The organism is Pseudomonas sp. KSR10 (assembly GCF_022355455.1).
Taxonomy (GTDB): Bacteria; Pseudomonadota; Gammaproteobacteria; order Pseudomonadales; family Pseudomonadaceae; genus Stutzerimonas; species Stutzerimonas stutzeri_E.
Genome location: NZ_JAKOEN010000011.1, coordinates 378243 through 400455, shown reverse-complemented (window position 1 = coordinate 400455; position 22213 = coordinate 378243). Strand labels below are relative to the sequence as shown.

Sequence of the window (22213 nt, the reverse complement as noted above, 5' to 3'; positions counted from 1 at the left end):
ATCAGTTCTCCTGCTGGTCGTGTTCGGCCAGCGCCACCGCACGGAACATGGCGCGGCGTTTATTGAGCGTTTCTTCCCACTCCAGCGCGGGCTGGGAGTCGGCCACGATACCGGCGCCGGCCTGCACATGGAGTTCACCGTCCTTGATGACCGCCGTGCGGATGGCGATGGCAGTGTCCATGTTGCCGTTCCAAGCCAGATAGCCGACTGCGCCGCCGTATACGCCGCGCTTGACCGGCTCCAGCTCGTCGATGATTTCCATGGCACGAATCTTCGGCGCGCCGGACAAGGTGCCCGCCGGCAGGATCGCACGCAGCGCATCCATGGCGGTCAATGGCGCCTTGAGCTGGCCGGTGACGTTAGACACGATGTGCATGACGTTCGAATAGCGCTCGATGACCATCTTCTCGGTCAGCCGCACCGAGCCAGTCTCGGCCACCCGACCGACATCGTTGCGCCCCAGATCGATCAGCATCAGGTGCTCGGCCAGCTCCTTGGCGTCGCTGAGCAGATCCTGCTCCAGCGCAAGATCAGCCTCTTCGTTAGCCCCGCGCGGACGGGTACCGGCGATCGGCCGGACGGTGACTAGCCCTTCCTCGACACGCACCAGCACCTCGGGTGACGAGCCCACCACGTGGAAATCGCCAAAGTTGAAAAAGTACATGTAAGGCGTCGGGTTGAAGCAGCGCAGTGCGCGGTAGAGGTCGATCGGCGCTGCCTTGAAGGGGATCGACATGCGCTGGGAGATCACTACCTGCATGCAATCGCCCGCGAGTATGTAGTCCTTGATGCGGTTGACCGCCTGCTCATAATCTTCGCGGCTGAAACTGGAGCGGAAGGTCGGCTCGGCGCCGCCGCCCTTTTCAAAATCCAACCCCAGGCGCGGCCTGATCGACTGACGCAGCTTCTCGCGAAGCGCTTGCAGTTTCGCCTGCCCCGTCTCGTAGGCGTCGGGCTGCTCCGGATCGACCAGCACGATGCAGTGCAGCTTGCCGGCCAGATTGTCGAACACAACCACAGCATCGGAGACCATCAGCAGGATATCTGGCGTGCCCAGCGGATCGGGATTGGGGCAGTTCGCCAGCTTGCGCTCGACATAGCGGACGCTGTCGTATCCGAAATAGCCCACCAAACCACCGTTGAACCGCGGCAGCCCTTCGACCGGCGCGACGCGGTAGCGCTGCTGGAACGCCTCGACGAATGCCAGCGGATCCTCGACCTCGCAGGCCTCGGTCTCGGCCCCATCGGTGGTGACGCTGATGCGGTGGTCATGCACACGCAGCACGGTGCGGCACGGCAGGCCGATGATCGAATAACGGCCCCACTTCTCACCGCCTTGCACGGACTCGAGCAGGTAGGAATTGGGCGCGTCGGCGAGCTTGAGATACAGCGTGAGCGGCGTGTCGAAGTCGGCGAGGGTTTCGAACGACAGGGGAATGCGATTGTGGCCTTCGGCGGCCAAGCGCAGGAATTCTTCGCGGGTCATATCAGCCTCGTGGTCGGAGGGAGCTACTTGGGTCGATTGCAAACGTACCGGCCGAGCCGGCAGGAAATATCAGGCGCGCCAGCGCCAACGGGCCAGGGCCTTGATGACATTCATCCATTGTTTGCGGGTGACCACCACGATCTGATCTCGTCTGCGGGTGTGCGGAACAGAAGCCACACTAGCGCAGCCCCGAGACCGAAGCAACCAGCTCGCGCAGGTCATCGAGCACCAGTGTCGGCTCCTCGTTAGTGATGGGCTCGCCGTGGTTGTAGCCATAAGTCAGCGCGACACAGGGAACCGCCGCCGCTTTCGCCGCGCGCACATCGTTGCGCGAGTCACCGACGAACAGCGACGCACCGGGCTCGACGCCGGCCTGGCTCATGACCCACAGCAACGCTGCCGGATCAGGCTTTTGTTGGGGCAAGGTATCGCCACCGACCAGCCACTGGAAGTAACCGGCTAGCCCTTTCTCCTGGAGCAACGGCTCGATGAACTGCGCCGGCTTATTGGTGATGATCGCCAGCTTCACATCGCGCTCGCACAGCCAATCCAGACATTCATGGACACCCGGATAGACAGCGGTCAGTTCGTGGCCGCCAGAATAGGCCTGCATGAACAGCGCCAGCGCCTCGTCGGCTAACTCATCGGCCACGCCGTCATGCTGCAATTGACCGGCCAGTGCACGGCGTACCAGCACCTTCGAACCGTTGCCGACCCAGTCACGTACCCGTGCGACGCCGGCAGGTTCGCGGCCCAGCAGCATCAGCATCTTGTCCACCGCGGCAGCCAGGTCCGGCACCGAATCCATCAGGGTGCCGTCCAGGTCGAACATCACCAGCCGTGGCAGCTTACCGTCGAAAAGCTGTTCCAGAAGGGTCATGGCCGCGCCAGCGCCAGTTCGGCGCGCATATGGTCGATCACGGCCTTGTAATCCGGCTGATTGAAAATGGCCGAGCCGGCAACGAAGGTGTCGGCACCTGCGGCGGCGATCTCGCGGATATTCTTCGGATTAACACCGCCGTCGATCTCCAGGCGGATCTCGCGGCCGCTGGCATCGATCAGCGCACGTGCTTCGCGCAACTTGTCCAGCGTGTTGGGGATGAACTTCTGCCCGCCGAAACCTGGGTTGACGCTCATCAGCAGGACCATATCGATTTTGTCCATCACGTACTTGAGCACATCGAGCGGTGTGGCCGGGTTGAACACCAGCCCGGCCTTGGCGCCGCCGTCCTTGATCAGCTGCAGTGATCGATCGATGTGATCCGAAGCCTCCGGGTGAAAGGTGATGTAGCTGGCACCGGCCTCGAGAAAATCGCCGATCATGCGATCCACCGGGCGGACCATCAAGTGCACATCGATGGGCGCGGTGACGCCGTGCTTGCGCAGCGCCGAGCAGACCATCGGGCCGATGGTCAGGTTGGGGACGTAGTGATTGTCCATCACATCGAAATGAACGATGTCTGCGCCAGCGGCGAGCACGTTGTCCACTTCCTCACCCAGGCGGGCGAAGTTGGCGGAGAGGATGGAGGGAGCGATGGCGAACGGCTGCATGACGACCTCGGGTAGCACGGCGGAATGCCGCGCATTGTACCCGAGGGCCGGAGTGGCGGCGCGCCTGACATCCGTTGTGGATGCCGACGCGCCGCAGCGGGTCAGGTCAGCTCATCGAAGCACTCGGCGATGATCGCCAGGCCGCGCTCGAGCAGCTCGTCCTCGGCGGTCAAAGGCACCAGCACGCGCAGCACGTTGTAGTAAGTACCGCAGGACAGCAGGATCAGGCCCTTGTCCCGGGCCTTGGCGACGATCTGCGAGGTCAGCGCCGCCGCAGGACGCGCATGGTCGCCGTCTTCGAACAACTCGATGGCGATCATCGCGCCGAGCCCGCGCACCTCGCCGACTTCCTTGTGCCGCGCCTGGATGTCTTTGAGGCCAGTGGTGAGCTTCTCCGCCACCGCCTTGCAGCGGTCGAGCAGCTTCTCCTCCTCGAAAATCTCCATGACCGCCAGCGCCGCCGCACAGGACAGCGGGTTGCCGGCGTAGGTGCCGCCCAAGCCGCCCGGGGCGATGGCATCCATGATCTCGGCCTTGCCGCAGACGCCCGCAATCGGGAAGCCACCGCCGACCGACTTGGCGAAGGTCGTGAGGTCAGCCACCACGCCCATTTGCTCCATGGCGAAGAAGGTGCCGGTGCGCCCGGCACCGGTCTGCACTTCATCAGCGATCAGCAGAATGCCGTGCTGGTCGCAAAGCGCACGCAGGCGGACCATGAACTCCTTCGGCGCGACATTGAAGCCGCCCTCGCCCTGCACCGGCTCGATGATGATTGCGGCGATGTCGCGTGGCTCGGCGTCGTTCTTGAAGATGCGCTCGATGCTGGCGATTGACTCGTCAACGCTGACACCGTGAATCGCGCATGGATACTGCGCGCGAAAGATGCCGCCCGGCATCAGACCCATGCCGGCGGAGTACGGCGCGACCTTGCCGGTCAGCCCGAGGGTCATCATGGTGCGGCCATGGTAGGCGCCGGTGAATGCGATCACCCCGGCGCGACCGGTGGCGGCGCGGGCGATCTTCACCGCGTTTTCCACCGCCTCGGAGCCGGTGGTGACCAATAGGGTCTTCTTGGCGAAATCACCGGGCACCCGGGCGTTGATCTTCTCGCACAGTTCAACATAGGGCTCGTAGGCCAGTACCTGGAAGCAGGTATGGGTTAGCTTGTGCAGCTGCTCTTCCACTGCCTTGATGATCTTGGGGTGCAGGTGGCCAGTATTCAGCACGGCGATGCCACCGGCGAAATCGATGAACTCGCGACCCTCCACGTCGACCACGCTGCTGTTTTTCGCGTGATCGGCAAAAATCGGATGGATCTGGCCGACGCCACGGGGAACGGCGGCGACACGGCGTTGCATCAGGGATTCGTTGGTCTTGCTCATAAGCTCCTCGGTAGCCACTCATCGTCGGCACGGGTCGGAATGAACGTCAGGAACCAAGCGCCGCAGCATACGATGATCGACTGCCGCACCCTCCAGGCGTTCGGATTACAGTAAATGGCTGTTCGTTATTTTGCACGCTCAATTTGAATCGCTGCCCAATGCCTGCGTTATCGCGCGGGCTGTTCAGGCAGGTTGATGGGTGCGCATCTTCTCGGAGCGACCGCGCAACCATTCCAGGGTCAACAACAGGGCGATGGAGAAACCGATCAGCAAGGTTGCAGCAGCAGCGATGGTCGGACTCAGGTTCTCGCGGATACCGCTGAACATCTGCCGCGGCAATGTGATCTGCTCGGGGCCGGCAAGGAACAGCGTCACCACCACCTCGTCGAAAGACGTGGCGAAGGCGAACAGCGCACCACTGATCACGCCCGGTGCGATCAACGGCAAGGTCACCCGGAAGAAGGTGGTCAGCGGTGAGGCACCCAAGCTGGCGGCGGCGCGCACCAGGTTGTAGTTGAAGCCCTGCAGCGTGGCCGAGACGGTGATGATTACGAAGGGCACGCCCAGCACCGCGTGCACCAGGATCAGCGAAAGGTAGCTGTTGCCCATGCCCAGCGGCGCGAAGAACAGGTAGCTGGCCACGCCGACGATGACCACCGGCACGACCATCGGCGAGATCAGCAGGGTCATCACCAGCGCCTTACCGCGGAATTCGCCGCGGGTCAGCCCGATCGCAGCCAGGGTTCCGAAGACCATTGCCAGCACCGTTGCCGCGGGCGCGATGAGCAACGAGTTCTTCAGCGAACGCATCCAATCGGCAGACGTAAACAACGCCTCGTACCAGCGCAGCGAAACGCCCTGCAGCGGATATACCAGGAACGAGCCGGAGTTGAACGACAAGGGCACGATCACCAGCACCGGCACGATCAGAAACAGCAACACCAACGCGCAAAGGATGCGCAAGGTGTAGAACCAGACGCGCTCGATGGGCGACATGTAGGGGCTCAGCATGTAAAGGTCTCCTGCCCGGATAAACGAAGGGATGGCCGTGTTTGCCGTAGCTGCGCCGCCATCTCAACCCAACCGCAGCCGACTGGCACCGACCAGCCAGCTGTAGACGATGTAGAGCAGCATGGTGGCGAGCAGCAGCAGACCACCCAACGCCGTGGCCATGCCCCAGTTGATGGTGGTGTTGGTGTAGAAGGCGACGAAGTAGCTGACCATCTGATCGTTCGGGCTGCCGAGCAGCGCCGGCGTGATGTAGTAGCCAATGGAAATGATGAACACCAGCAGGCAACCGGCACCCACGCCGGCAAGCGTCTGCGGAAAATACACCCGCCAGAAGCTGGCGAAGGGGTGGCAGCCCAGTGAGATCGCTGCACGCATGTAGCTAGGCGAGATGTTCTTCATCACGCTGTAGATCGGCAGGATCATGAACGGCAGCAGGATGTGCACCATGGCGATGTAGACACCGGCGCGGTTGAACACCAGCTGCAGCGGCTCGTCGATCAGCCCCATCTTCAGCAGCGCGCCATTGATCAGGCCGCTCGACTGCAGCAGCACGATCCACGCCGCGACGCGCACCAGAATCGACGTCCAGAACGGCAGCAGCACCATGATCATCAGCAGATTGCTCTTGCGCGCCGGCAAGTTGGCCAGCAGATAGGCCAACGGGTAAGCCAGCACCAGGCAAATGGCCGTGATCACCAGGCCCATCCAGAAGGTACGGGCGAAGATATCCAGGTATACCGCTTGGTCAGGCGAGACCGGCGCCAGCTCGCCCATATCGTCAATTCGATGGTCGAGCGCGGCCAGCAGGTAATACGGCGTGACGGCGCTATTGTTACGGCGGATGACCTGCCAGTAGGCTGGATCGCCCCAGCGTTCATCGAGCGCCTCAAGCGCGTCCTTGTAAGAGGACGGTTGTTCCTTGAAGGGCAGCGCCCGCGCGCTCTTGGTCAATAGACTGCGGTAACCGGCCTGTTCCATATTGAGGCGCTTGGACAGATCGCCCAGGGACTGATTGCGACGAGCCTCGATTAAATCCTCGCTCAGCGCGCGGTACACCGGCTCGTCGGGCAAACCGCGGCCATCCCAGGCGGCGATCGCCTCCACCGTTCGCGGCAGGCTGCCAACCACTTCGGGGTTGTCGACGCTGCGCCAGAGCAGCGAGGCGATCGGCAGCACGAAGGTCAGCAGTAAAAACACCAGCAGCGGCAGAATCAGCGCCTTGGACTTGAGACGATTCATGCGTTCGGCGCGTGCCAATCGCCGCTTCAGCGTTGGCTCGGCGAGCGCGGGGACAGGCAGGGTGATGGCAGTCGCCATGGTGTACTCCGCGAGGTGAGAGGGTTCCAGCGCCGCAAGCCCGGCGAATCCACTCGCCGGTCGTGCGGCTGACGCTTAGCGTGCGGCCCAGGCGTTGAAGCGCTGTTCCAGTTGCTCGCCGTAGTCGGCCCAGAAGGTCACATTCATGGCCACCTGGTTGGCGATGTTTTCCGGCGTGGTCGGCATGTTTTTCAGCAGTTTCTGGTCGAGCAGTTCGACGGCCTTCTTGTTCGCCGGACCATAGGCGATGTTTTCCGAGTAAGTCTTCTGCTGTTCCGGTTGCACGGTGAAGGCGACGAACTCGAGCGCCTCCGTCTGATTCTTCGCGCCTTTCGGAATGGCCCAGGAGTCGAAGTCGTAGATGCCGCCGTCCCAGACGATCTGCAGGTTGCTCTCATCCTGTACCGCGGCGATGCGACCGTTGTAGGCACTGCTCATGACCACGTCACCGGAGGCCAGGAATTGCGGCGGCTGAGCACCGGCTTCCCACCACTGGATGCTGGACTTGATCTGATCGAGCTTCTTGAACGCGCGATCCTGGCCTTCTTTGGTGGCCAGCACTTCGTACACCTCTTTCGGGGCGACACCGTCGGCCATCAGCGCGAACTCCAGCGTGTACTTGGCGCCCTTGCGTAGGCCGCGCTTGCCCGGGAATTTCTCGGTGTCCCAGAAATCCGCCCAGCCGGTCGGTGCGCTGGCGAGCTTGTCGGCGTTATAGGCCAGCACCGTCGACCAGACGAAGAATCCGACCCCGCAAGGTTGCACGGCACCCTCGACGAAGTCGGCCGGGTTACCCACCACTGAGGGATCGATTTCCTCGAACAGCCCCTCGTCGCAACCGCGCGACAGTTCCGGCGATTCGACTTCCACCAGGTGCCAGGACACGCTGTTGGTATCGACCATGGCTTTCACCTTGGCCATCTCGCCGTTGTATTCACCAGCGATGATCTTATGACCAGTCTTGGCTTCGAACGGCTGGTTGAAGGCTTTGATCTGCGCCTGCTTGTTCGCCCCACCGAAGGTGACCGCCGTGAGGCTTTCCGCCGTGGCCTGCGCCGCGCAAACCAGGCCGAGGCTCAGGGCGGTCAGTTTCAGAGATTTCAGCATTGTTATTCGCTCCATGATGCGGTTGAAAACAGCTTTCTTGCTTGCCCCTGCTCAAGCCGCTTGCAGCGGGTCCAGTGCACGGACGTGCTCCACCTGCCAGCCGATCGGCACGACATCGCCAACCGTCAGGGCGGGATCGAATTCGGCGATCGGCTGCTTGACGAAGAAGTCACTGATGCCGCACACCTCAAGGCGGATACGGATGTGATCGCCGAGATAAACGAACTCGGCGACGCGCCCGGTGAAGCGGTTCGGGCAGCTGGCGCTGGCGCTGTTCAAGCGAACCCGCTCGGGGCGAATTGACAGGTTGACCGGTGCGCCGGGATCGCCGACCTTGACCGCCAGCGCCTCGACCCTTTCCCCACGGCCGAGTTCAACGGTGCAGTTGTCGCCGTTGCGGCTGATCAGTCGCGCTGGCAGCCGGTTATTCTCGCCGAGGAAATTGGCGACGAAGGTGTTGGCAGGTCTCTCATACAACGCGCGCGGTTCATCGATCTGCTGGATCTCGCCCTGATGGAACACCGCCACCCGGTCGGACATGGTCAGCGCCTCGCCCTGGTCGTGAGTGACATACACCACGGTGACGCCCAGGCTCTGGTGTAGATGCTTGATTTCCATCTGCATCTGCTCGCGCAATTGCTTGTCCAGCGCACCCAGCGGCTCGTCCATCAAGACCAACTGAGGCTCGAACACCAGTGCCCGGGCCAGCGCCACGCGCTGCTGCTGGCCACCGGATAGCTGTGCCGGGTAGCGATTACGGAAGCCTTCGAGCTGAACCATCGCCAGGGCGCGCTTGACCCGCTCCTTGACGTCGAGCTTGGCCATGCCGCGCACGCTCAGCGGGAAGGCGAGGTTTTCAGACACCGTCATGTGCGGGAACAAGGCGTAGTTCTGGAACACCATGCCCATGTCACGCTTGTGCGGCGGCAGCTTGTTGATCGAGCGCCCGTCGAGCAGGATTTCGCCAGCGGTCGGCGTCTCGAAACCGGCGAGCATCATCAGGCTGGTGGTCTTGCCGGAGCCAGATGGGCCGAGCAGCGTGAGGAATTCGCCCTTGCGGATGTCCAGGTTGAGGTCTTTGACGATCAGCGCTTCTCCGTCATAGCTTTTCTGGATGCCACGAAAGCTGACCAGTACATTGTTCGCTTGAGAATCGAGCATGCCGCACCTGTGTTCCGTTGTTCCGTGGCCACAGGTTAGGAGCCTGGAATAACGTCGCACATCGGCGCAGCGGAGTGATTGGACTCAGCGTAACGGAGAGGCTGTTGTAGGGATCGCCCTACAAAGTGCCAACTCGCAGCAAGACGTTGGAACCGGGCAAACGTCTTAAAAGGGCTGTTGCAGAGCTGTCAGCAAGCTGCAACGCCCCCTTCAGACCAGCTTGTGTTCCATGGCATAGCGCACCAGATCGGCCACCGAATGAGCGACCAGTTTCTGCATCAGCCGGGCCTTGTGGGTGCTGATGGTCTTGCTACTGAGTGCCAGCTTGGTGGCGATGTCATTGACCGAATCGCCATGCACCAGGCGTTCGAACACCGAATATTCACGTTCGGACAGCAGCGCATGGGGTGGTCGGGAGTCGGTCAGACCGACCTCGAAGACCATCCGGTCGGCCAGTTCGGGATCGATATAGCGCCCGCCGGCGGCAACCTTGCGCACGGCGGTGAGCAGCAGCGCCGGGTCGCTGTCCTTGGTGGCGTAGCCGGCCGCGCCGATCTTCAGCGCCCGCGCCGCCATCTGCGCCTCGTCATGCATCGACAACACCAGAATCGCCGGCGGCTCGCTCAACGCACGGATCCGCGGGATGGCTTCGAGTCCGTTGACGCCGGGCATGGAGATGTCCAGCAGGACGACATCGCAGGCCGTTTGTCGCAGCAGGTCGAGCAACTGTTGGCCATTTCCGGCCTCGCCGATCACCTGCATGTCTTTGGCCAGCCCAATCAGTTGCTTGATGCCCTCGCGAACGATGGTGTGATCTTCAGCGACGATTACCCGAATCATGGCGTTAGCTCTCCAATGTGCTGATCAGCGTCGCGGGTTCAGCCGGGGCATCCAGCGGAACCGAGACATGAATCGAAGTTCCCTCGCCCGGCTGGCTTTCCAGCAGCAGCGTGCCGCCGAGCATCTGCGCCCGTTCCTGCATGCCGACCAGACCGAACGAGGGCCCATGCCGGCCCGGCTGGACGGCGAATCCTTGGCCATCATCGCTGATGCTCAGGCACAGCACATCCCCCTGCCGCTCGAGGCGGAGGCTCACCGTTTGCGCATTGGCGTGACGCATGACGTTGGTTAGTGCCTCCTGAAGGATGCGGAACAGGCCGATGGCCTTTGCATTGCTCAGTTGCGGTGGACATTCCGGCACTTCTACCAGGCAGGCGATGCCGGTGCGCTCCTCGAAGCGCCGTGCCTGCCAATCGATGGCCGAGGCGATACCGGCATCGAGGATCGGCGGGCGTAAGGCGGTCGCGACGTCACGTACCTGCTGGAACAGCTGGGCGATCAGTCGTTTCATACCCTGCAGTCGCGCCGCCAGGCCGGGGTCGAGTTGGGCGAAGCTGATCTCGCACATGGAGATTTCCAGCTTCAGTACTGTGAGCATCTGCCCCAGCTCGTCATGCACTTCGCGGGCAATGTGGGCCTTCTCTTCCTCGCGCACGGTTTCAACGTGCGCCGCCAGTTTGCGCAATTGCGCACGCGAGGCATCCAGTTCCAGTTCTATTCGCTTGTTGTCGGTGATGTCCCAGACGATGCCGTCCCAGACCTGCCGTCCCTGCAGCTGGCCGCGCACCGATGCCCGAATATCGGCCCAGCGGATATCTCCGGAGCGCGTAAAGATGCGCCCCTGCCAGCGCCAGTCGCTCATGCTGTCCAGCGCCTGTTGCTGGCTGCTCCAGTAACCTGGCTCGTCTTCGGGATGGACCAGGCTGCGGATGCCGCGGCCTGGCTGGAGCAACAGTTCTGCTGAGTAACCCACCAGCCGCTGACTGGCCTCGCTGATGTAGGCAATGCTGACCGGTGCACCGGCGTGTTGCCGCTCCAGACGGAAAACCAGGCCGGGCACGTTGCCCGCCATCGCCTTGAGCCGTGCCTCGCTCTCCTGCAGCGCGGCACTGGCGCGGCGGCGTTCGGTGATGTCGGCGAGAAACACCACCAAGTACTCCTTGCTGCCCAGGCGCAGAAAGCTCAGGGTCACGGCGGCAGGAAACCGGCTTCCGTCGACACGCTGCCACTCGCATTCGTGCACCCGGTGGTCGTCGACGCCGCTACGGGCGTCGCGCCAGAGCTGCAGCCAGTCGTCCATTCCCAGACCCGGTTCCAGTGCCTGCAAGGGCTGATCGAGCAACCGCTCCGAGGCGTATCCCAGGAGTTCTTCGGCGGCTTGGTTGGCGTAGCGCACACGGCTGTCCCAGTTCAGCCAGAGGATGCCCACCGTGCTGTGATCGAGACAGAATTGCGTCAGGCGTTGCGCCTCTTCGGCCGTCTCGCGCAGCTCGATGTCTCGCCGTGCCGACTTCAGCCGGGTTTCGAGCAACCCCTGTTGACGCCGTTGCCAGGCCAGCATGACCACTGTTGCCACCAGCAAGAGGGCCAACAGCAAGCTGAGACTGCGCCAGTAGCTGATGCGTCGCGACTGATCGATGCTGCGTGATTTCAACCACTGTTCCTGCAACCGACCGAACTCCTGCGCGGGAAAGTTGCGTAACGCCTGGTCGATGATGGCGCTCATGATCGGACTGTCGCGACGCGAGCCGATGCGCAGGAGCTGTGGATTGCCGAGATCGCCCACCACGTCCAGCGAGGCGTACTCGGCTTTTTGCGAAAGCCGGCCGAACAACGGCTCGTCTACGATGGCGAAACGCACCCGCGCCTCGAGCAGCTGACGCAGCGCTTCCATCTGGCTGTCCACCTCCAGCACCGGTTGGCTCGGGTAGTTGCTGCTCATGTAGTCGGCGACCGCTCCGGGCCCTTCCAGCGCGATCAGATCACTGTTGTCCAGCCGCTCGAGATCTATCGCACGCGGGCCGTTGACGTCGCCGATGATCAGCCGTGGCACACGGAGAAAGGGATCGCTGTAACGCCAGACATGCAGACCATCGCGGGTCTGCCGCAGGCCGGGCGCGAGGTCGATCTCACCGGCGTGCATGGCCTGATCCAGCGCGGCTTCGTTGGTATAGCGATGCCACTGCAACGCCACACCGAGGTTGGCCGCGAGCTTTTCCATGAACTGCACATTGAATCCGGACAGTCGCCGCTGACGTTGGTCATACTCGGCATAGGGCGCGGCCATTACCACGCCCACGCGCCATAGCCGATGCTCGTCCAGCCAGGCCAGCTGCGCGTCGCTCAGCGGAACGCTCGCGGCCGACACCGGTAGCTGAACCAGTGCCAATAACAGGCAGCAATAACGCAGCAGAGATGACAACATAAACCTCACATAATCGGCGGGTATGCCGAAAACGTTTTGTAGTGCATCTGCACCGCCCGCGCCAGCACCGTTACGTCCTGCCGGCCAGACACCAAGGAAATCCAATGCCTCGTTTTCGCGATTCACTGCGGTGGGTTGTCCTCCTGTCCGCGACCTTGACGGCTCTGACGACCTCCGCAGCGGATGAGCCGGCCACGACGGAACCCACTCCCGCGCCGATTCCAGCCGAGCGACCTAAGCTGCCGCCACGCAGCGACACGATGGCAGCGGACCTGCTGCGCCAGCTGCCCAACAGCGAATTCGTCAACCTAAAGGCCGGCAGCAAGGACTTCATCGCGCTCTGGCGACCGGCCAATGTCGGCGAACCCAAGGGGATCATCATCCTCTTGCCCGGAGAGGGAGAGACGGCTGACTGGCCGCGCGGCATCGGCCCGCTGCGTCGCGGTCTGCCCGATTACGGTTGGCACACTCTGAGTCTCAGCCTGCCGGACTCACCCAACCTGATCCCACTGGCAGGCGCGAAAGAGCCGACAAAACCACCAGCCGAGCCCGCCGAAGCGGAACCACCTCAGCCCACGGACGAACAAACACCCAGTGAGGCCGGGTACCTTCCAGAAGAAACGGCAGCGCTGCCGGATGAGTCTCTGACGGATGACGCAGCGACGGGCGAGCCCACCGAGCCGCCACCAGCGGAGGCTACCCAGACCGAGCAGATCGCTGAACGTATCGAGGCGGCTCTCGCCTTTGCGCGCAGCAAGCAACCGGCGACCATCGTGTTCCTCGGCCATGGCACCGGTAGCTATTGGGCGGCGCGCTATCTCCAGCAGCTGGCGCCGGCCGATGTCCGGCGTCTACTGGTCATCCAGCCGCGCCAACCCGAAGGACAGGATGAGCCGCTTGCGCGCCTGGTCCCGGCGCTCAAGCTGGCAACGGGGGACTTCTATTACAAGGACGATATCGGTCAGCGTTCGGCGGCACGCGAACGGCTCAACGCAAGCCGTCGAAACAAGCACCCTGCTTATCTGCAAGTCGGATTGCAGCGGTTGACTGGCGATTCAAAAATCGAGCAGGAGCAGCTTCTGCGCCGGATTCGCGGCTGGCTGGCCAAGCAGACGTAGCGGCCCGATGCCCAGCACATCAGTGCGGCCTCAGCGAAAGCCGCGCCGCTCGCGGATCAAGGTATAGGCATTGTGCAACTCACGGGTTCGCTCGGTCGCTTCACGGACCTGCAGCGCCGTCGCGCCGGCACCGGCTTGCTTGTCCGGATGATGCTTGCTGAGCAATCGACGGTAGGCACGCTTGATCGCCTGAGGCTCGCTGTCTGCGCGCACGCCAAGCAGTCGCAGAGCTTGTTCATAGGCGCCACCGAGGTTGCTCGGCGCCCCCTGGCGCCGCCCACCGCTTGGATCCAGCGCCGCAATGGCTGCTGAATCCCAGCCCATCCATCGCCCCCAGAGCATCACCAGTTCGTGTTCACGCGCGTCGATCTGCCCCTGCGCCCGGGCCATCCGCCAGCAGGCCTGAAGCACCCCCTTTGCCTCGTCGTGGCGCCCCTTGAGGCGCTGCAGTGGATCGCGCAATCCCTGCCCACTGGACTTGCCCCGGTAGAACGCATCGATGGCGAGGCGCTGCGCCGCCGGGTTCAGACGCCGCCGCTGCATTTCTTGGCGCGCGGCCTGGATATGTGCCTCGCTGATTCGCCCACTACTCTTGGCCAGGCGGCCGAGCAGGAAAAACAGCAATTCGTCGCCCTGCATCAGGGCTCTGTCGCCGCCCATCCTCTCGCGCAGCCTGGCCCAGGAATTCAGCCCGAGCCGGCGATCGAGCACTTGCCCGAGCAGTGCGCCAAGCAGCGCTCCCGGAATACTTGCGATCAGCCAGCCGATCAGCGCACCCAATAGCGTAATGGGCCAGAACATTCAGCGCTGCGCCTCCAGAATTGCCTCGACTTCGGCCAGGCGTTCGTGGGTGCCGACATCGACCCAGCGCCCGTTGTAATGCTCACCACTGACCTGGCCGGCCGCCATCGCCTGACGCAGCAGCGGCGCGAGCTTGAATGCACCGGCGCTGCAGTCTTCGAACAGCCGCGGGTGCAGCACAGCGATGCCGCTGTAGGTGAAGGTTGCAGCCGACGCATCGGCTTCGATGACCCGGTCGCCGACCAACACGAAATCACCGGCCGGATGATGCGGCGGATTGCTCACCAGCACCAGATGCGCAAGCCCCACCAGTGGCTGCGCCAGGCCCGCAAAATCGTAGTCGGTCCAGATATCGCCATTGACCACCACAAACGGCTGATCGCCCAACAACGGCAGCGCGCGATGGACCCCGCCTCCGGTTTCGAGCGGCTCACCCTCAGCCGAATATTGAATGCGCACGCCGAACCGATCCCCCGCTCCCAGGTATGCCTCGATCTGCTCGCCCAGCCAGGCATGATTGATCACCAGTTCGGTGATGCCCGCCCTGGCCAGCGCACGCACGTGGTACTCGATCAGCGGCACTCCACCCGCCCGCACCAGCGGCTTGGGTGTATGCAAGGTCAGCGGCCGCAGACGCTCGCCTTTTCCCGCCGCAAGAATCATTGCCTTCATGGTTGTACCTTCGCGTGCGGCAGGCCCTGCAGCAGCGCGCTCAGTTCAGCCAGTTCCGGGCGGCGCGCGGTCACCGTCTCGATGTAGGCGAAGAAACGTGGCACGTCGGCCAGATAGCGCGGTTTGCCGTCGCGATGGCAGATCCGCGCAAAGATGCCGATGACCTTCAGGTGTCGCTGCAGTCCCATCAGGTCACTGGCACGCTGGAATTCATCGAACCGGGGCTGGACCGGAACGCCCGCAGCGCGCGCGGCGTCCCAGTAACCCTGCAGCCAACCCTGTACCCGCTCCTCCGGCCAGCTGAGGAAGGCATCCTTGAACAACGAGGTGATGTCGTAAGTCACCGGGCCGATGACCGCATCCTGGAAATCCAATACACCAGGGTTCGGCTTGCTGATCATCAGGTTGCGTGGCATGTAGTCGCGATGCACCAGCACCTTTGGCTGCGCCAATGCCGAGTCGATCAGCAGTCGGCAGGTCCGTTCCCAGACCTCCAGTTCGGCGGCGCTGAAACGATGGTCCAGGTGGCGCTGCACATACCACTCCGGAAACAGCTGTAGCTCACGGCGCAGCAGGGCTTCGTCATAGCCCGGCAGCGATGCCGCCAGCGGCTGGGTCTGAAAGGCGAGCAAGGCGTGGATGGCGTCGGCGAACAAGTCGTCGGCGTTGGTTTCGTCGATGACATCGAGATAGGTTTGCCGCCCCAGGTCGCTCAGCAGCAGGAATCCTCGTTGCAGATCCTGGGCGAGAATCGCCGGCACGTTCACGCCCGCCCCGGCCAGCAGCTCCGCCATCGCAACGAACGGCTGGCAGTTTTCCTGTGGCGGCGGCGCGTCCATCAAGATGAAGCTGCGCCCCTGCGCCTCCCAGCGAAAATAGCGACGAAAACTGGCGTCGCTGCTGGCCGGAACCAGTGCCACCTCGGGTACGCTACCCCAACCTTTGCGCTCGAAAAGCTCGCGCAGCTGGGGTTCTAGCCAGGCGCTCAGGTCCTGCAGACGTTGATCGTGTTGCGGCATATCAGTGCTCTCCACGGCGCTAGCCGATAGGCGGGTCATGCTTTATTATCCAGCATCTTTTTCAGCCCATCGAGAGGCGTGCGGCCCAGCCCGGCCGATGGCTCGCCGCAAGCACGGACCCAAAAAACAAGATGGCAGTCAAATATCCCGCTTTTCGTAAAAAATTCCCCCTACTGGTTACCGGCGGCTTGCTCGCATTGCAACCCGTAGCGACTCCTCTTGTAATCGCAGCCGAGCAGTTTGCCTGCCAGCCTGGTGCGGGTGGAGGCTGGAGCTGCACCTCCGATGCCGCCAACCCCGAGCTGCCGCCTCGTCCCGTTCATCGCGGTAGCGCTGCGAGCGACACCGCCAGCGCTACACAACCGCGCAGCAGCAAGGGTGAGCCCCAGGTAGCCACCACCAAGTTGGTGACCGAGAGCAAAGGTCGCGCGCTGGCCTCGCGCAGCGCTGATTACAGCCACTTGGACTGGGTCCCGCGTGACCAGCTGACCAATGCGCAACTGGCCGAGGCCGGCCCCTATTGTGCCGGTACTTATGTTGAACCGAACCGTCCTGGTCGGTTCGATGAGACCCCGATGAGCGACGCGCCGACTTACGTCTCGGCGAAAGCGACGCGCTACGAACAACAGCAGGAGGTCGCAACGCTGGCCGGTGACGTGGTGTTGCGTCAAGGCAGCATCCAGGCCGAATCCGACGAAGCCAGCCTGTATCAGTTGGAGAACCGCGGCGAGCTGAAAGGCAACGTTCGTCTGCGTGATCGCGGCGCGCTCATGGTCGGCGACCGCGCCGAACTCTTCCTCGATACCGGTGAAGCCCAGGTCGAGAACGCTGAATACGTGGTCCATGAAGGCAAAGTCCGCGGCAGCGCGCAGTACGCCAAGCGCACCGAAGACGCCATCATCCGCCTCAAGGACGGGACCTACACCCGCTGTGAACCAGGCGACAACGACTGGTATCTGCAAGGCAACAACGTCACCTTGAACCCAGCGACCGGCTTTGGCTCGGCGACCAACGTGACGCTCCGGGTCAAGGGCGTCCCGGTGTTCTACACGCCTTACATTTATTTTCCGATCGACGATCGCCGCCAATCCGGCTTCCTCGCACCCAGCATCAGCTCATCCAGCGATACCGGGCTGTCATTGATCACGCCCTATTATTTCAACCTGGCGCCGAACTTCGACGCCACGCTCTATCCGAACTATATGACCGATCGCGGCCTGTTGATGGAGGGCGAGTTCCGCTACCTGACCCGCAGCAGCGAAGGGCAGTTCGGCGCGGCTTATCTGGATGACAGTAACGACGATCGCGAGCTGCAGTCCGAATACGAAGATCAGCGCTGGATGTACAGCTGGCAGCACCGGACCGGCCTGGATCGTCGCTGGCTGGCAGAAGTCGACTATACCGACATCAGCGATCCGTATTATTTCCAGGATCTGGACACCCAGCTGGGCATTGATCAGCCAGACCACCTCGACCAGCGTGGCACCCTGAGCTATCGCGGCGAAACTTACACCGCTCGCCTGAACGTGCACGCTTACGAACGCGCCACCATCGCCGACGTCACGCCTTATGAACGCCTGCCTCAGCTGACGCTCAATGGCGCGCTGCCGTTCCAGCCAGGGGGTTTGCGCTTCGCCTACAACACCGAGTTCGTGAGTTTCCAGCGCAGCTTGCGCGACGGTTTTTTCACTGACGAGGATGGCAACACCGGTCTGCCGGAGCATCGTTGGTACGACGATCGCCTGCGAGGCCTGGCCCGTGCCGAAGGCGAGCGTCTGCATCTGGAACCGGGCGTCAGCCTGCCGCTCGACTGGACTTGGGGCTTCGTCAAGCCTTCGCTCAAGTACGCTTATACCCAATACGATCTGGACCTTGACGCGCGTGGCCGGCAAACCCTGGCAGCCTACGAATCGTTCGACCAGTCACAGAACCGCAGCGTGCCGATCTTCAGTGTCGACAGCGGCCTCTATTTCGATCGTGACACCCAGTGGTTCGGCAAGGACTATCGTCAGAGCCTCGAGCCGCGGCTGTTCTATCTCTATGTGCCGGAAGAGGACCAGGACGATATTCCGATCTTCGACACTGGCGAAAGCACCTTCAACTACTCCTCGCTGTGGCGTGACAATCGGTTCTCCGGTAAAGACCGCATCGGTGACGCCAACCAGGTATCGCTTGGCGTGACCAATCGCTGGATCGAACCGAACGGGTTCGAGCGCCAGCGCCTGAGCATCGGCCAGGCCTTCTACTTCGAAGACCGCAAGGTCCAGCTGCGCGGCATCGACTATCGCACGCGTTCCAATGCGACCTCGTCGGTATCGCCTTATGCCCTGGAATACATGTACCGCTACAACCGGGACTGGCGCTTCACGTCCACCTTCAACTGGGACCCGGATACTCACAGCACCCGTTCCGGCAGCGCGATGTGGCACTACCAGCCGGCCGACAATCCGAACAAGATCGTCAATATTGGCTACCGCTACCGCAACGACACCGTCCGTTTCGACCAGGCCACGGGTCTGTGGACCTACGGCGGTGACTACGGCACGCCGGGAACACCCGAATACATCAAGGACTACTACAAGATCAACCAGCACGACATTTCCACCATCTGGCCGATCCTGCCACAGTGGAGCGTGATCGCACGCTGGCAGCATGACTACAGCCGCAACCGTACCCTGGAAGCCTTTGGTGGTTTCGAGTACGACAGCTGCTGCTGGAAGCTGCGTCTGATCAACCGCTACTGGATCGATTACGACGAAACCAGTCTCAACCCATCGCAGAACGACGAGCCGGACAACGGCATCTTCCTGCAAATCGTCCTCAAGGGACTCGGCGGCGTCTTCGGCAGCTCGACCGAGACATTCCTCGACGAAGGCATACAAGGTTACCGTGAACGTGAAGATCAAGCTTTCTGATTACCTGCGCCCACTGCTGGTGGGCGCGTTCTTGCTAGGCAATGCCACGCTCGTCGCCTCGGCCGGCGCCGAGGTGCGTGCACTCGACCGTATCGTCGCCATCGTCGATAACGACGTCATCATGCAGAGCCAATTGGACCAGCGCATTCGCGAGGTCGAGCAGACAATCGAGAAGCGCGGCGCCGAAATGCCCCCGCGCGACGTCATGCAGCAGCAGGTGCTCGAGCGCCTGATCACCGAGAACCTCCAGCTTCAAATCGGTGAGCGCTCAGGCATCCGCATCTCGGATGAAGAGCTCAACCAGGCCATGGCCACCATCGCCCAGCGCAACAACATGAGCCTCGACCAGTTCCGCGCCGCCCTCGAGCGCGACGGGCTGAGCCTGGACACCGCCCGCGAGCAGATTCGCCGGGAGATGGTCATCAGCCGCGTGCGCCAACGCCGCATTGCCGAGCGTGTTCAAGTGTCTAACCAGGAAGTGGAAAACTTTCTGGCATCTGACCTGGGCAAGCTGCAGCTTTCGGAGGAATACCGACTGGCCAACATCCTGATTCCCGTGCCGGAATCAGCCGACTCAGCTGCCATCCAGGCCGCGGAGAAAACCGCCCGGGATACTTACGAACAACTGCAGAATGGAGCGGACTTCGCCAAGCTGGCGGTGTCTCGTTCCGCCAGCGAGAACGCACTGGAGGGCGGCGACATGGGCTGGCGCAAAGCCGCTCAGCTGCCTCCGCCGTTCGACACCGAAGTCAGAGCCATGAACGTCGGTGACTTCACCCAACCAGTCCGCACGCCGCCAGGGTTCATTCTGCTCAAAGTGTTGGACAAGCGCGGCGGCGATACCCAGGTACGCGACGAGGTCCATGTCCGTCATATCCTGATCAAGCCGAGCCAGATCCGCAGCGAAGAGGAAAGCCGTCGCCTGGTAGAGCGCCTGCGCGATCGTATACTGGCTGGCGAGAGCTTCGCCGAACTGGCAAAAAATTTCTCTGAAGATCCGGGCTCGGCGCTCAACGGTGGCGACCTGAACTGGATCGATCCGAGTTCGCTGGTCCCCGAGTTCCGCGAAGTCATGGCTAACACCCCGAATGGCCAGCTGTCCGAACCCTTCAAGAGCCCTTTTGGCTGGCATATCCTTGAGGTGCTTGGGCGCCGCGCCACCGACTCCAGCGAGGAGTTCCGCGAGCAACAGGCGTTGTCACTGCTGCGCAACCGCAAATATGAAGAAGAGCTGCAAGCCTGGCTGCGCCAGATACGCGATGAGGCCTACGTCGAAATCAAGATCTGATACCGACTGGGTCGGTGCACGCCACAGCGGGCCTGCCAATTTGGCCGGCCCGTTTTTTTTACCTCTGAAGGCAGATCGACATGACCGTCAAACGCTTCGCCCTGCCCCCCGGCGAGCCCGCCGGCATCGGTCCCGACCTCTGCCTGTTGCTCGCGCGCGACAGTCAGCCTCACGTCCTGATCGCCATCGCCAGCATTGAGCTGATGCGTACCCGCTCTACCGAGCTAGGGCTGAACATCACGCTGATCGAGGTGACACCCCTGCACTGGCCGGACCAGCCGGCACCAGCGGGCAGTCTGTATGTCTGGGATACACCTCTGGCCTCTGCCGCAACCAGCGGTCAGCTCAGCCCGACCAACGCCCACTACGTGCTTACCACCCTGCAACGCGCCGGAAAGGGCTGCCTAGATGGCAGTTTCGCCGGGATGATCACCGCGCCAGTGCACAAGGGGGTCATCAACGAGGCGGGTATTCCATTCTCTGGGCACACCGAGTTTCTGGCGGAGCTGACAAGCACTGAGCAGGTGGTGATGATGCTCGCCACCCACGGGCTGCGGGTCGCACTGGTGACCACGCATCTCCCGCTCAAGGAAGTCGCTGACGCCATCACTTCCGAGCGCCTGCAGCGCGTGACACGCATTCTGCACAGCGATCTGGTGGAGAAGTTCGGCATCGCCCATCCCCGTATTCTGGTCTGCGGGCTCAACCCTCACGCTGGCGAGGGCGGGCATCTGGGTCGCGAAGAAATCGAAATCATCGAGCCGACCCTGGAAGCGCTTCGTCGCGAGGGGCTCGACCTGATCGGCCCGCTGCCCGCCGACACTCTGTTCACCCCCAAGCACCTCGATCACTGCGATGCAGTGCTGGCGATGTATCACGACCAGGGATTGCCGGTACTCAAATACAAGGGCTTCGGTGCGGCCGTCAATGTCACCCTCGGTCTGCCGATCGTACGGACTTCGGTCGATCACGGTACTGCGCTGGATCTCGCCGGCACCGGCCGAATCGATACCGGCAGCCTGCAGGTGGCGCTGGAAACGGCCTATCAGATGGCTAGATAGCTGGAAGCTCGGTATGGCGAATAGCTCTATGATGCTGTTCGACGCCTGTCGATGATTCACGCCCCAGCGATGCCAGGTGGATATGAACGTAACATCCGCCCTATTCCACTTGGCCAACGCGGGGTCGATCGCATTCACCGAGCATGGGTTCGAGGCGACGCAAAAAGCGACAGCCACCCCAGCCTGTTAAACTGCGCACCTTTCGCTTCAAGCTTCCTGCTTCAAGCTGCTCCTGGGTACTGCTGTCCATGTCCGAGAACTATCAACACCGCGCGCGAAAGCGCTTCGGTCAGAACTTTCTTCACGATGCTGGCGTGATTCATCGCATCCTGCGCGCCATCCATGCCAAGCAGGGTGAGCGCATGGTGGAGATTGGACCGGGCCAGGGCGCCCTGACCGAAGGCCTGCTCGACAGTGGCGCACACTTGGACGTGGTCGAACTGGACCTGGACCTTATCCCGATCCTCCAGCAGAAATTCGCCTACCGAGACAATTTCTCACTGCATCAGGGCGATGCTTTGAAGTTCGATTTCGCGAAGCTGAGCCGGGAACCGGCGAGTTTGCGCATCGTCGGTAATCTGCCTTACAACATCTCCACACCGCTGATCTTTCATCTGCTCGACCACGCCGCGCTGATCCGCGACATGCATTTCATGCTGCAGAAGGAGGTGGTCGAACGGCTCGCAGCGCAGCCAGGTGGTGGCGACTGGGGACGCCTGTCGATCATGGTGCAGTACCACTGTCGCGTCGAACATCTGTTCAACGTCGGCCCCGGCGCCTTCAACCCAGCGCCGAAGGTGGAATCGGCCATCGTGCGCCTGGTGCCGCATGAGGTACTGCCGCATCCGGCGCGCGACCATCGCCAGCTGGAAACCGTGGTTCGCCAGGCCTTCAATCAGCGTCGCAAGACGCTACGCAATACACTCAAAGGCCTGCTCGATGCAGACGCGATCGCCGCGGCCGATGTCGATGGCAGCCTGCGCCCGGAACAGCTGGATCTCGCGGCGTTCGTAAGATTGTCAGATCAACTTTCCGCCCACAGCTGCGCCCGCGTCTGAA

The 22213-nt window shown here is 62.4% G+C and carries 18 protein-coding genes; 5 read left to right on the top strand and 13 right to left on the bottom strand.

Going from position 1 to position 22213, the window contains the following annotated elements; all coding sequences use genetic code 11:
* Position 1 precedes the first annotated feature (1 nt).
* From trpE to MCB86_RS05655, 10 genes are all read right to left on the bottom strand, one after another.
* Positions 2-1486 carry an anthranilate synthase component I gene (trpE, locus tag MCB86_RS05700; protein WP_045160556.1) on the bottom strand — a complete coding sequence of 495 codons (1485 nt, stop codon included), beginning with the start codon at positions 1484-1486 and terminating at the stop codon, positions 2-4.
* 178 nt (positions 1487-1664) lie between these two features.
* Positions 1665-2366 carry a phosphoglycolate phosphatase gene (locus MCB86_RS05695; protein WP_239610259.1) on the bottom strand — a complete coding sequence of 234 codons (702 nt, stop codon included), beginning with the start codon at positions 2364-2366 and terminating at the stop codon, positions 1665-1667.
* The gene (rpe, locus tag MCB86_RS05690; RefSeq protein ID WP_045160554.1) at positions 2363-3037 is read right to left on the bottom strand and encodes a ribulose-phosphate 3-epimerase; all 675 of its coding nucleotides are present in this window, start codon (positions 3035-3037) and stop codon (positions 2363-2365) included. The genes MCB86_RS05695 and rpe overlap by 4 nt, the downstream gene beginning before the upstream one ends.
* A gap of 101 nt (positions 3038-3138) precedes the next feature.
* Positions 3139-4419, bottom strand: a complete 1281-nt coding sequence (gabT, locus tag MCB86_RS05685; RefSeq protein WP_045160553.1) for a 4-aminobutyrate--2-oxoglutarate transaminase — start codon at positions 4417-4419, stop codon at positions 3139-3141.
* Between the two features lie 183 nt (positions 4420-4602).
* Positions 4603-5430 carry an ABC transporter permease gene (locus MCB86_RS05680; protein WP_045160551.1) on the bottom strand — a complete coding sequence of 276 codons (828 nt, stop codon included), beginning with the start codon at positions 5428-5430 and terminating at the stop codon, positions 4603-4605.
* Positions 5431-5493: 63 nt separating this feature from the next.
* Positions 5494-6747 carry an ABC transporter permease gene (locus tag MCB86_RS05675; protein WP_239610258.1) on the bottom strand — a complete coding sequence of 418 codons (1254 nt, stop codon included), beginning with the start codon at positions 6745-6747 and terminating at the stop codon, positions 5494-5496.
* A gap of 75 nt (positions 6748-6822) precedes the next feature.
* A complete protein-coding gene (locus tag MCB86_RS05670; protein ID WP_045160549.1) occupies positions 6823-7854 on the bottom strand; it encodes an ABC transporter substrate-binding protein in 1032 nt (343 codons plus the stop codon).
* A 51-nt stretch (positions 7855-7905) separates the two neighbouring features.
* The gene (locus tag MCB86_RS05665) at positions 7906-9015 is read right to left on the bottom strand and encodes an ABC transporter ATP-binding protein (RefSeq protein WP_045160547.1); all 1110 of its coding nucleotides are present in this window, start codon (positions 9013-9015) and stop codon (positions 7906-7908) included.
* 210 nt (positions 9016-9225) lie between these two features.
* Positions 9226-9855 carry a response regulator transcription factor gene (locus MCB86_RS05660; protein ID WP_239610257.1) on the bottom strand — a complete coding sequence of 210 codons (630 nt, stop codon included), beginning with the start codon at positions 9853-9855 and terminating at the stop codon, positions 9226-9228.
* A 4-nt stretch (positions 9856-9859) separates the two neighbouring features.
* On the bottom strand, positions 9860-12280 hold the full coding sequence (locus MCB86_RS05655; protein ID WP_239610256.1) for a sensor histidine kinase: 2421 nt from the start codon (positions 12278-12280) through the stop codon (positions 9860-9862).
* A 104-nt stretch (positions 12281-12384) separates the two neighbouring features.
* On the opposite strand from MCB86_RS05655, the gene MCB86_RS05650 reads away from it, so the two are divergent.
* A complete protein-coding gene (locus MCB86_RS05650) occupies positions 12385-13398 on the top strand; it encodes an alpha/beta hydrolase family protein (protein WP_239610255.1) in 1014 nt (337 codons plus the stop codon).
* A 30-nt stretch (positions 13399-13428) separates the two neighbouring features.
* Here the strand turns inward: MCB86_RS05650 and MCB86_RS05645 are convergent, their stop codons facing one another.
* Genes MCB86_RS05645 through MCB86_RS05635 form a run of 3 tightly spaced genes read right to left on the bottom strand, consistent with a single transcriptional unit; the run spans position 13429 to position 15890 of the window.
* Complete coding sequence (locus MCB86_RS05645; protein WP_239610254.1) at positions 13429-14199, bottom strand: DnaJ domain-containing protein; 771 nt, start codon at positions 14197-14199, stop codon at positions 13429-13431.
* Complete coding sequence (gene murU, locus MCB86_RS05640) at positions 14200-14871, bottom strand: N-acetylmuramate alpha-1-phosphate uridylyltransferase MurU (RefSeq protein WP_239610253.1); 672 nt, start codon at positions 14869-14871, stop codon at positions 14200-14202.
* Positions 14868-15890, bottom strand: coding sequence for a phosphotransferase (locus MCB86_RS05635; RefSeq protein WP_045160541.1), 1023 nt, complete (start codon positions 15888-15890; stop codon positions 14868-14870). Before MCB86_RS05635 ends, murU begins: the two co-directional genes overlap by 4 nt.
* Before the next feature lie 131 nt (positions 15891-16021).
* Here MCB86_RS05635 and MCB86_RS05630 point away from each other — a divergent pair, with 131 nt between their 5' ends.
* From MCB86_RS05630 to rsmA, 4 genes are all read left to right on the top strand, one after another.
* The gene (locus MCB86_RS05630) at positions 16022-18805 is read left to right on the top strand and encodes an LPS-assembly protein LptD (RefSeq protein ID WP_239610252.1); all 2784 of its coding nucleotides are present in this window, start codon (positions 16022-16024) and stop codon (positions 18803-18805) included.
* Positions 18786-20093, top strand: a complete 1308-nt coding sequence (locus MCB86_RS05625) for a peptidylprolyl isomerase (RefSeq protein ID WP_045160580.1) — start codon at positions 18786-18788, stop codon at positions 20091-20093. The genes MCB86_RS05630 and MCB86_RS05625 overlap by 20 nt, the downstream gene beginning before the upstream one ends.
* A gap of 80 nt (positions 20094-20173) precedes the next feature.
* Complete coding sequence (gene pdxA, locus MCB86_RS05620) at positions 20174-21154, top strand: 4-hydroxythreonine-4-phosphate dehydrogenase PdxA (RefSeq protein WP_239610251.1); 981 nt, start codon at positions 20174-20176, stop codon at positions 21152-21154.
* 248 nt (positions 21155-21402) lie between these two features.
* Positions 21403-22212 (top strand): 16S rRNA (adenine(1518)-N(6)/adenine(1519)-N(6))-dimethyltransferase RsmA, encoded by an 810-nt coding sequence (rsmA, locus tag MCB86_RS05615; protein WP_045160579.1) that lies wholly within the window; start codon positions 21403-21405, stop codon positions 22210-22212.
* The last annotated feature ends 1 nt before the right edge of the window (position 22213 follow it).

What these genes read in the sequence shown, in the direction of transcription:
- MCB86_RS05660 (WP_239610257.1), bottom strand. Translation starts at nt 9,855, where the DNA reads ATGATTCGGGTAATCGTCGCTGAAGATCACACCATCGTTCGCGAGGGC.
- MCB86_RS05645 (WP_239610254.1), bottom strand. Translation starts at nt 14,199, where the DNA reads ATGTTCTGGCCCATTACGCTATTGGGTGCGCTGATCGGCTGGCTGATC.
- MCB86_RS05680 (WP_045160551.1), bottom strand. Translation starts at nt 5,430, where the DNA reads ATGCTGAGCCCCTACATGTCGCCCATCGAGCGCGTCTGGTTCTACACC.
- murU (WP_239610253.1), bottom strand. Translation starts at nt 14,871, where the DNA reads ATGAAGGCAATGATTCTTGCGGCGGGAAAAGGCGAGCGTCTGCGGCCG.
- MCB86_RS05650 (WP_239610255.1), top strand. Translation starts at nt 12,385, where the DNA reads ATGCCTCGTTTTCGCGATTCACTGCGGTGGGTTGTCCTCCTGTCCGCG.
- rpe (WP_045160554.1), bottom strand. Translation starts at nt 3,037, where the DNA reads ATGCAGCCGTTCGCCATCGCTCCCTCCATCCTCTCCGCCAACTTCGCC.
- MCB86_RS05675 (WP_239610258.1), bottom strand. Translation starts at nt 6,747, where the DNA reads ATGGCGACTGCCATCACCCTGCCTGTCCCCGCGCTCGCCGAGCCAACG.
- MCB86_RS05630 (WP_239610252.1), top strand. Translation starts at nt 16,022, where the DNA reads ATGGCAGTCAAATATCCCGCTTTTCGTAAAAAATTCCCCCTACTGGTT.
- rsmA (WP_045160579.1), top strand. Translation starts at nt 21,403, where the DNA reads ATGTCCGAGAACTATCAACACCGCGCGCGAAAGCGCTTCGGTCAGAAC.
- pdxA (WP_239610251.1), top strand. Translation starts at nt 20,174, where the DNA reads ATGACCGTCAAACGCTTCGCCCTGCCCCCCGGCGAGCCCGCCGGCATC.
- MCB86_RS05665 (WP_045160547.1), bottom strand. Translation starts at nt 9,015, where the DNA reads ATGCTCGATTCTCAAGCGAACAATGTACTGGTCAGCTTTCGTGGCATC.
- MCB86_RS05695 (WP_239610259.1), bottom strand. Translation starts at nt 2,366, where the DNA reads ATGACCCTTCTGGAACAGCTTTTCGACGGTAAGCTGCCACGGCTGGTG.
- trpE (WP_045160556.1), bottom strand. Translation starts at nt 1,486, where the DNA reads ATGACCCGCGAAGAATTCCTGCGCTTGGCCGCCGAAGGCCACAATCGC.
- gabT (WP_045160553.1), bottom strand. Translation starts at nt 4,419, where the DNA reads ATGAGCAAGACCAACGAATCCCTGATGCAACGCCGTGTCGCCGCCGTT.
- MCB86_RS05655 (WP_239610256.1), bottom strand. Translation starts at nt 12,280, where the DNA reads ATGTTGTCATCTCTGCTGCGTTATTGCTGCCTGTTATTGGCACTGGTT.
- MCB86_RS05670 (WP_045160549.1), bottom strand. Translation starts at nt 7,854, where the DNA reads ATGCTGAAATCTCTGAAACTGACCGCCCTGAGCCTCGGCCTGGTTTGC.
- MCB86_RS05635 (WP_045160541.1), bottom strand. Translation starts at nt 15,890, where the DNA reads ATGCCGCAACACGATCAACGTCTGCAGGACCTGAGCGCCTGGCTAGAA.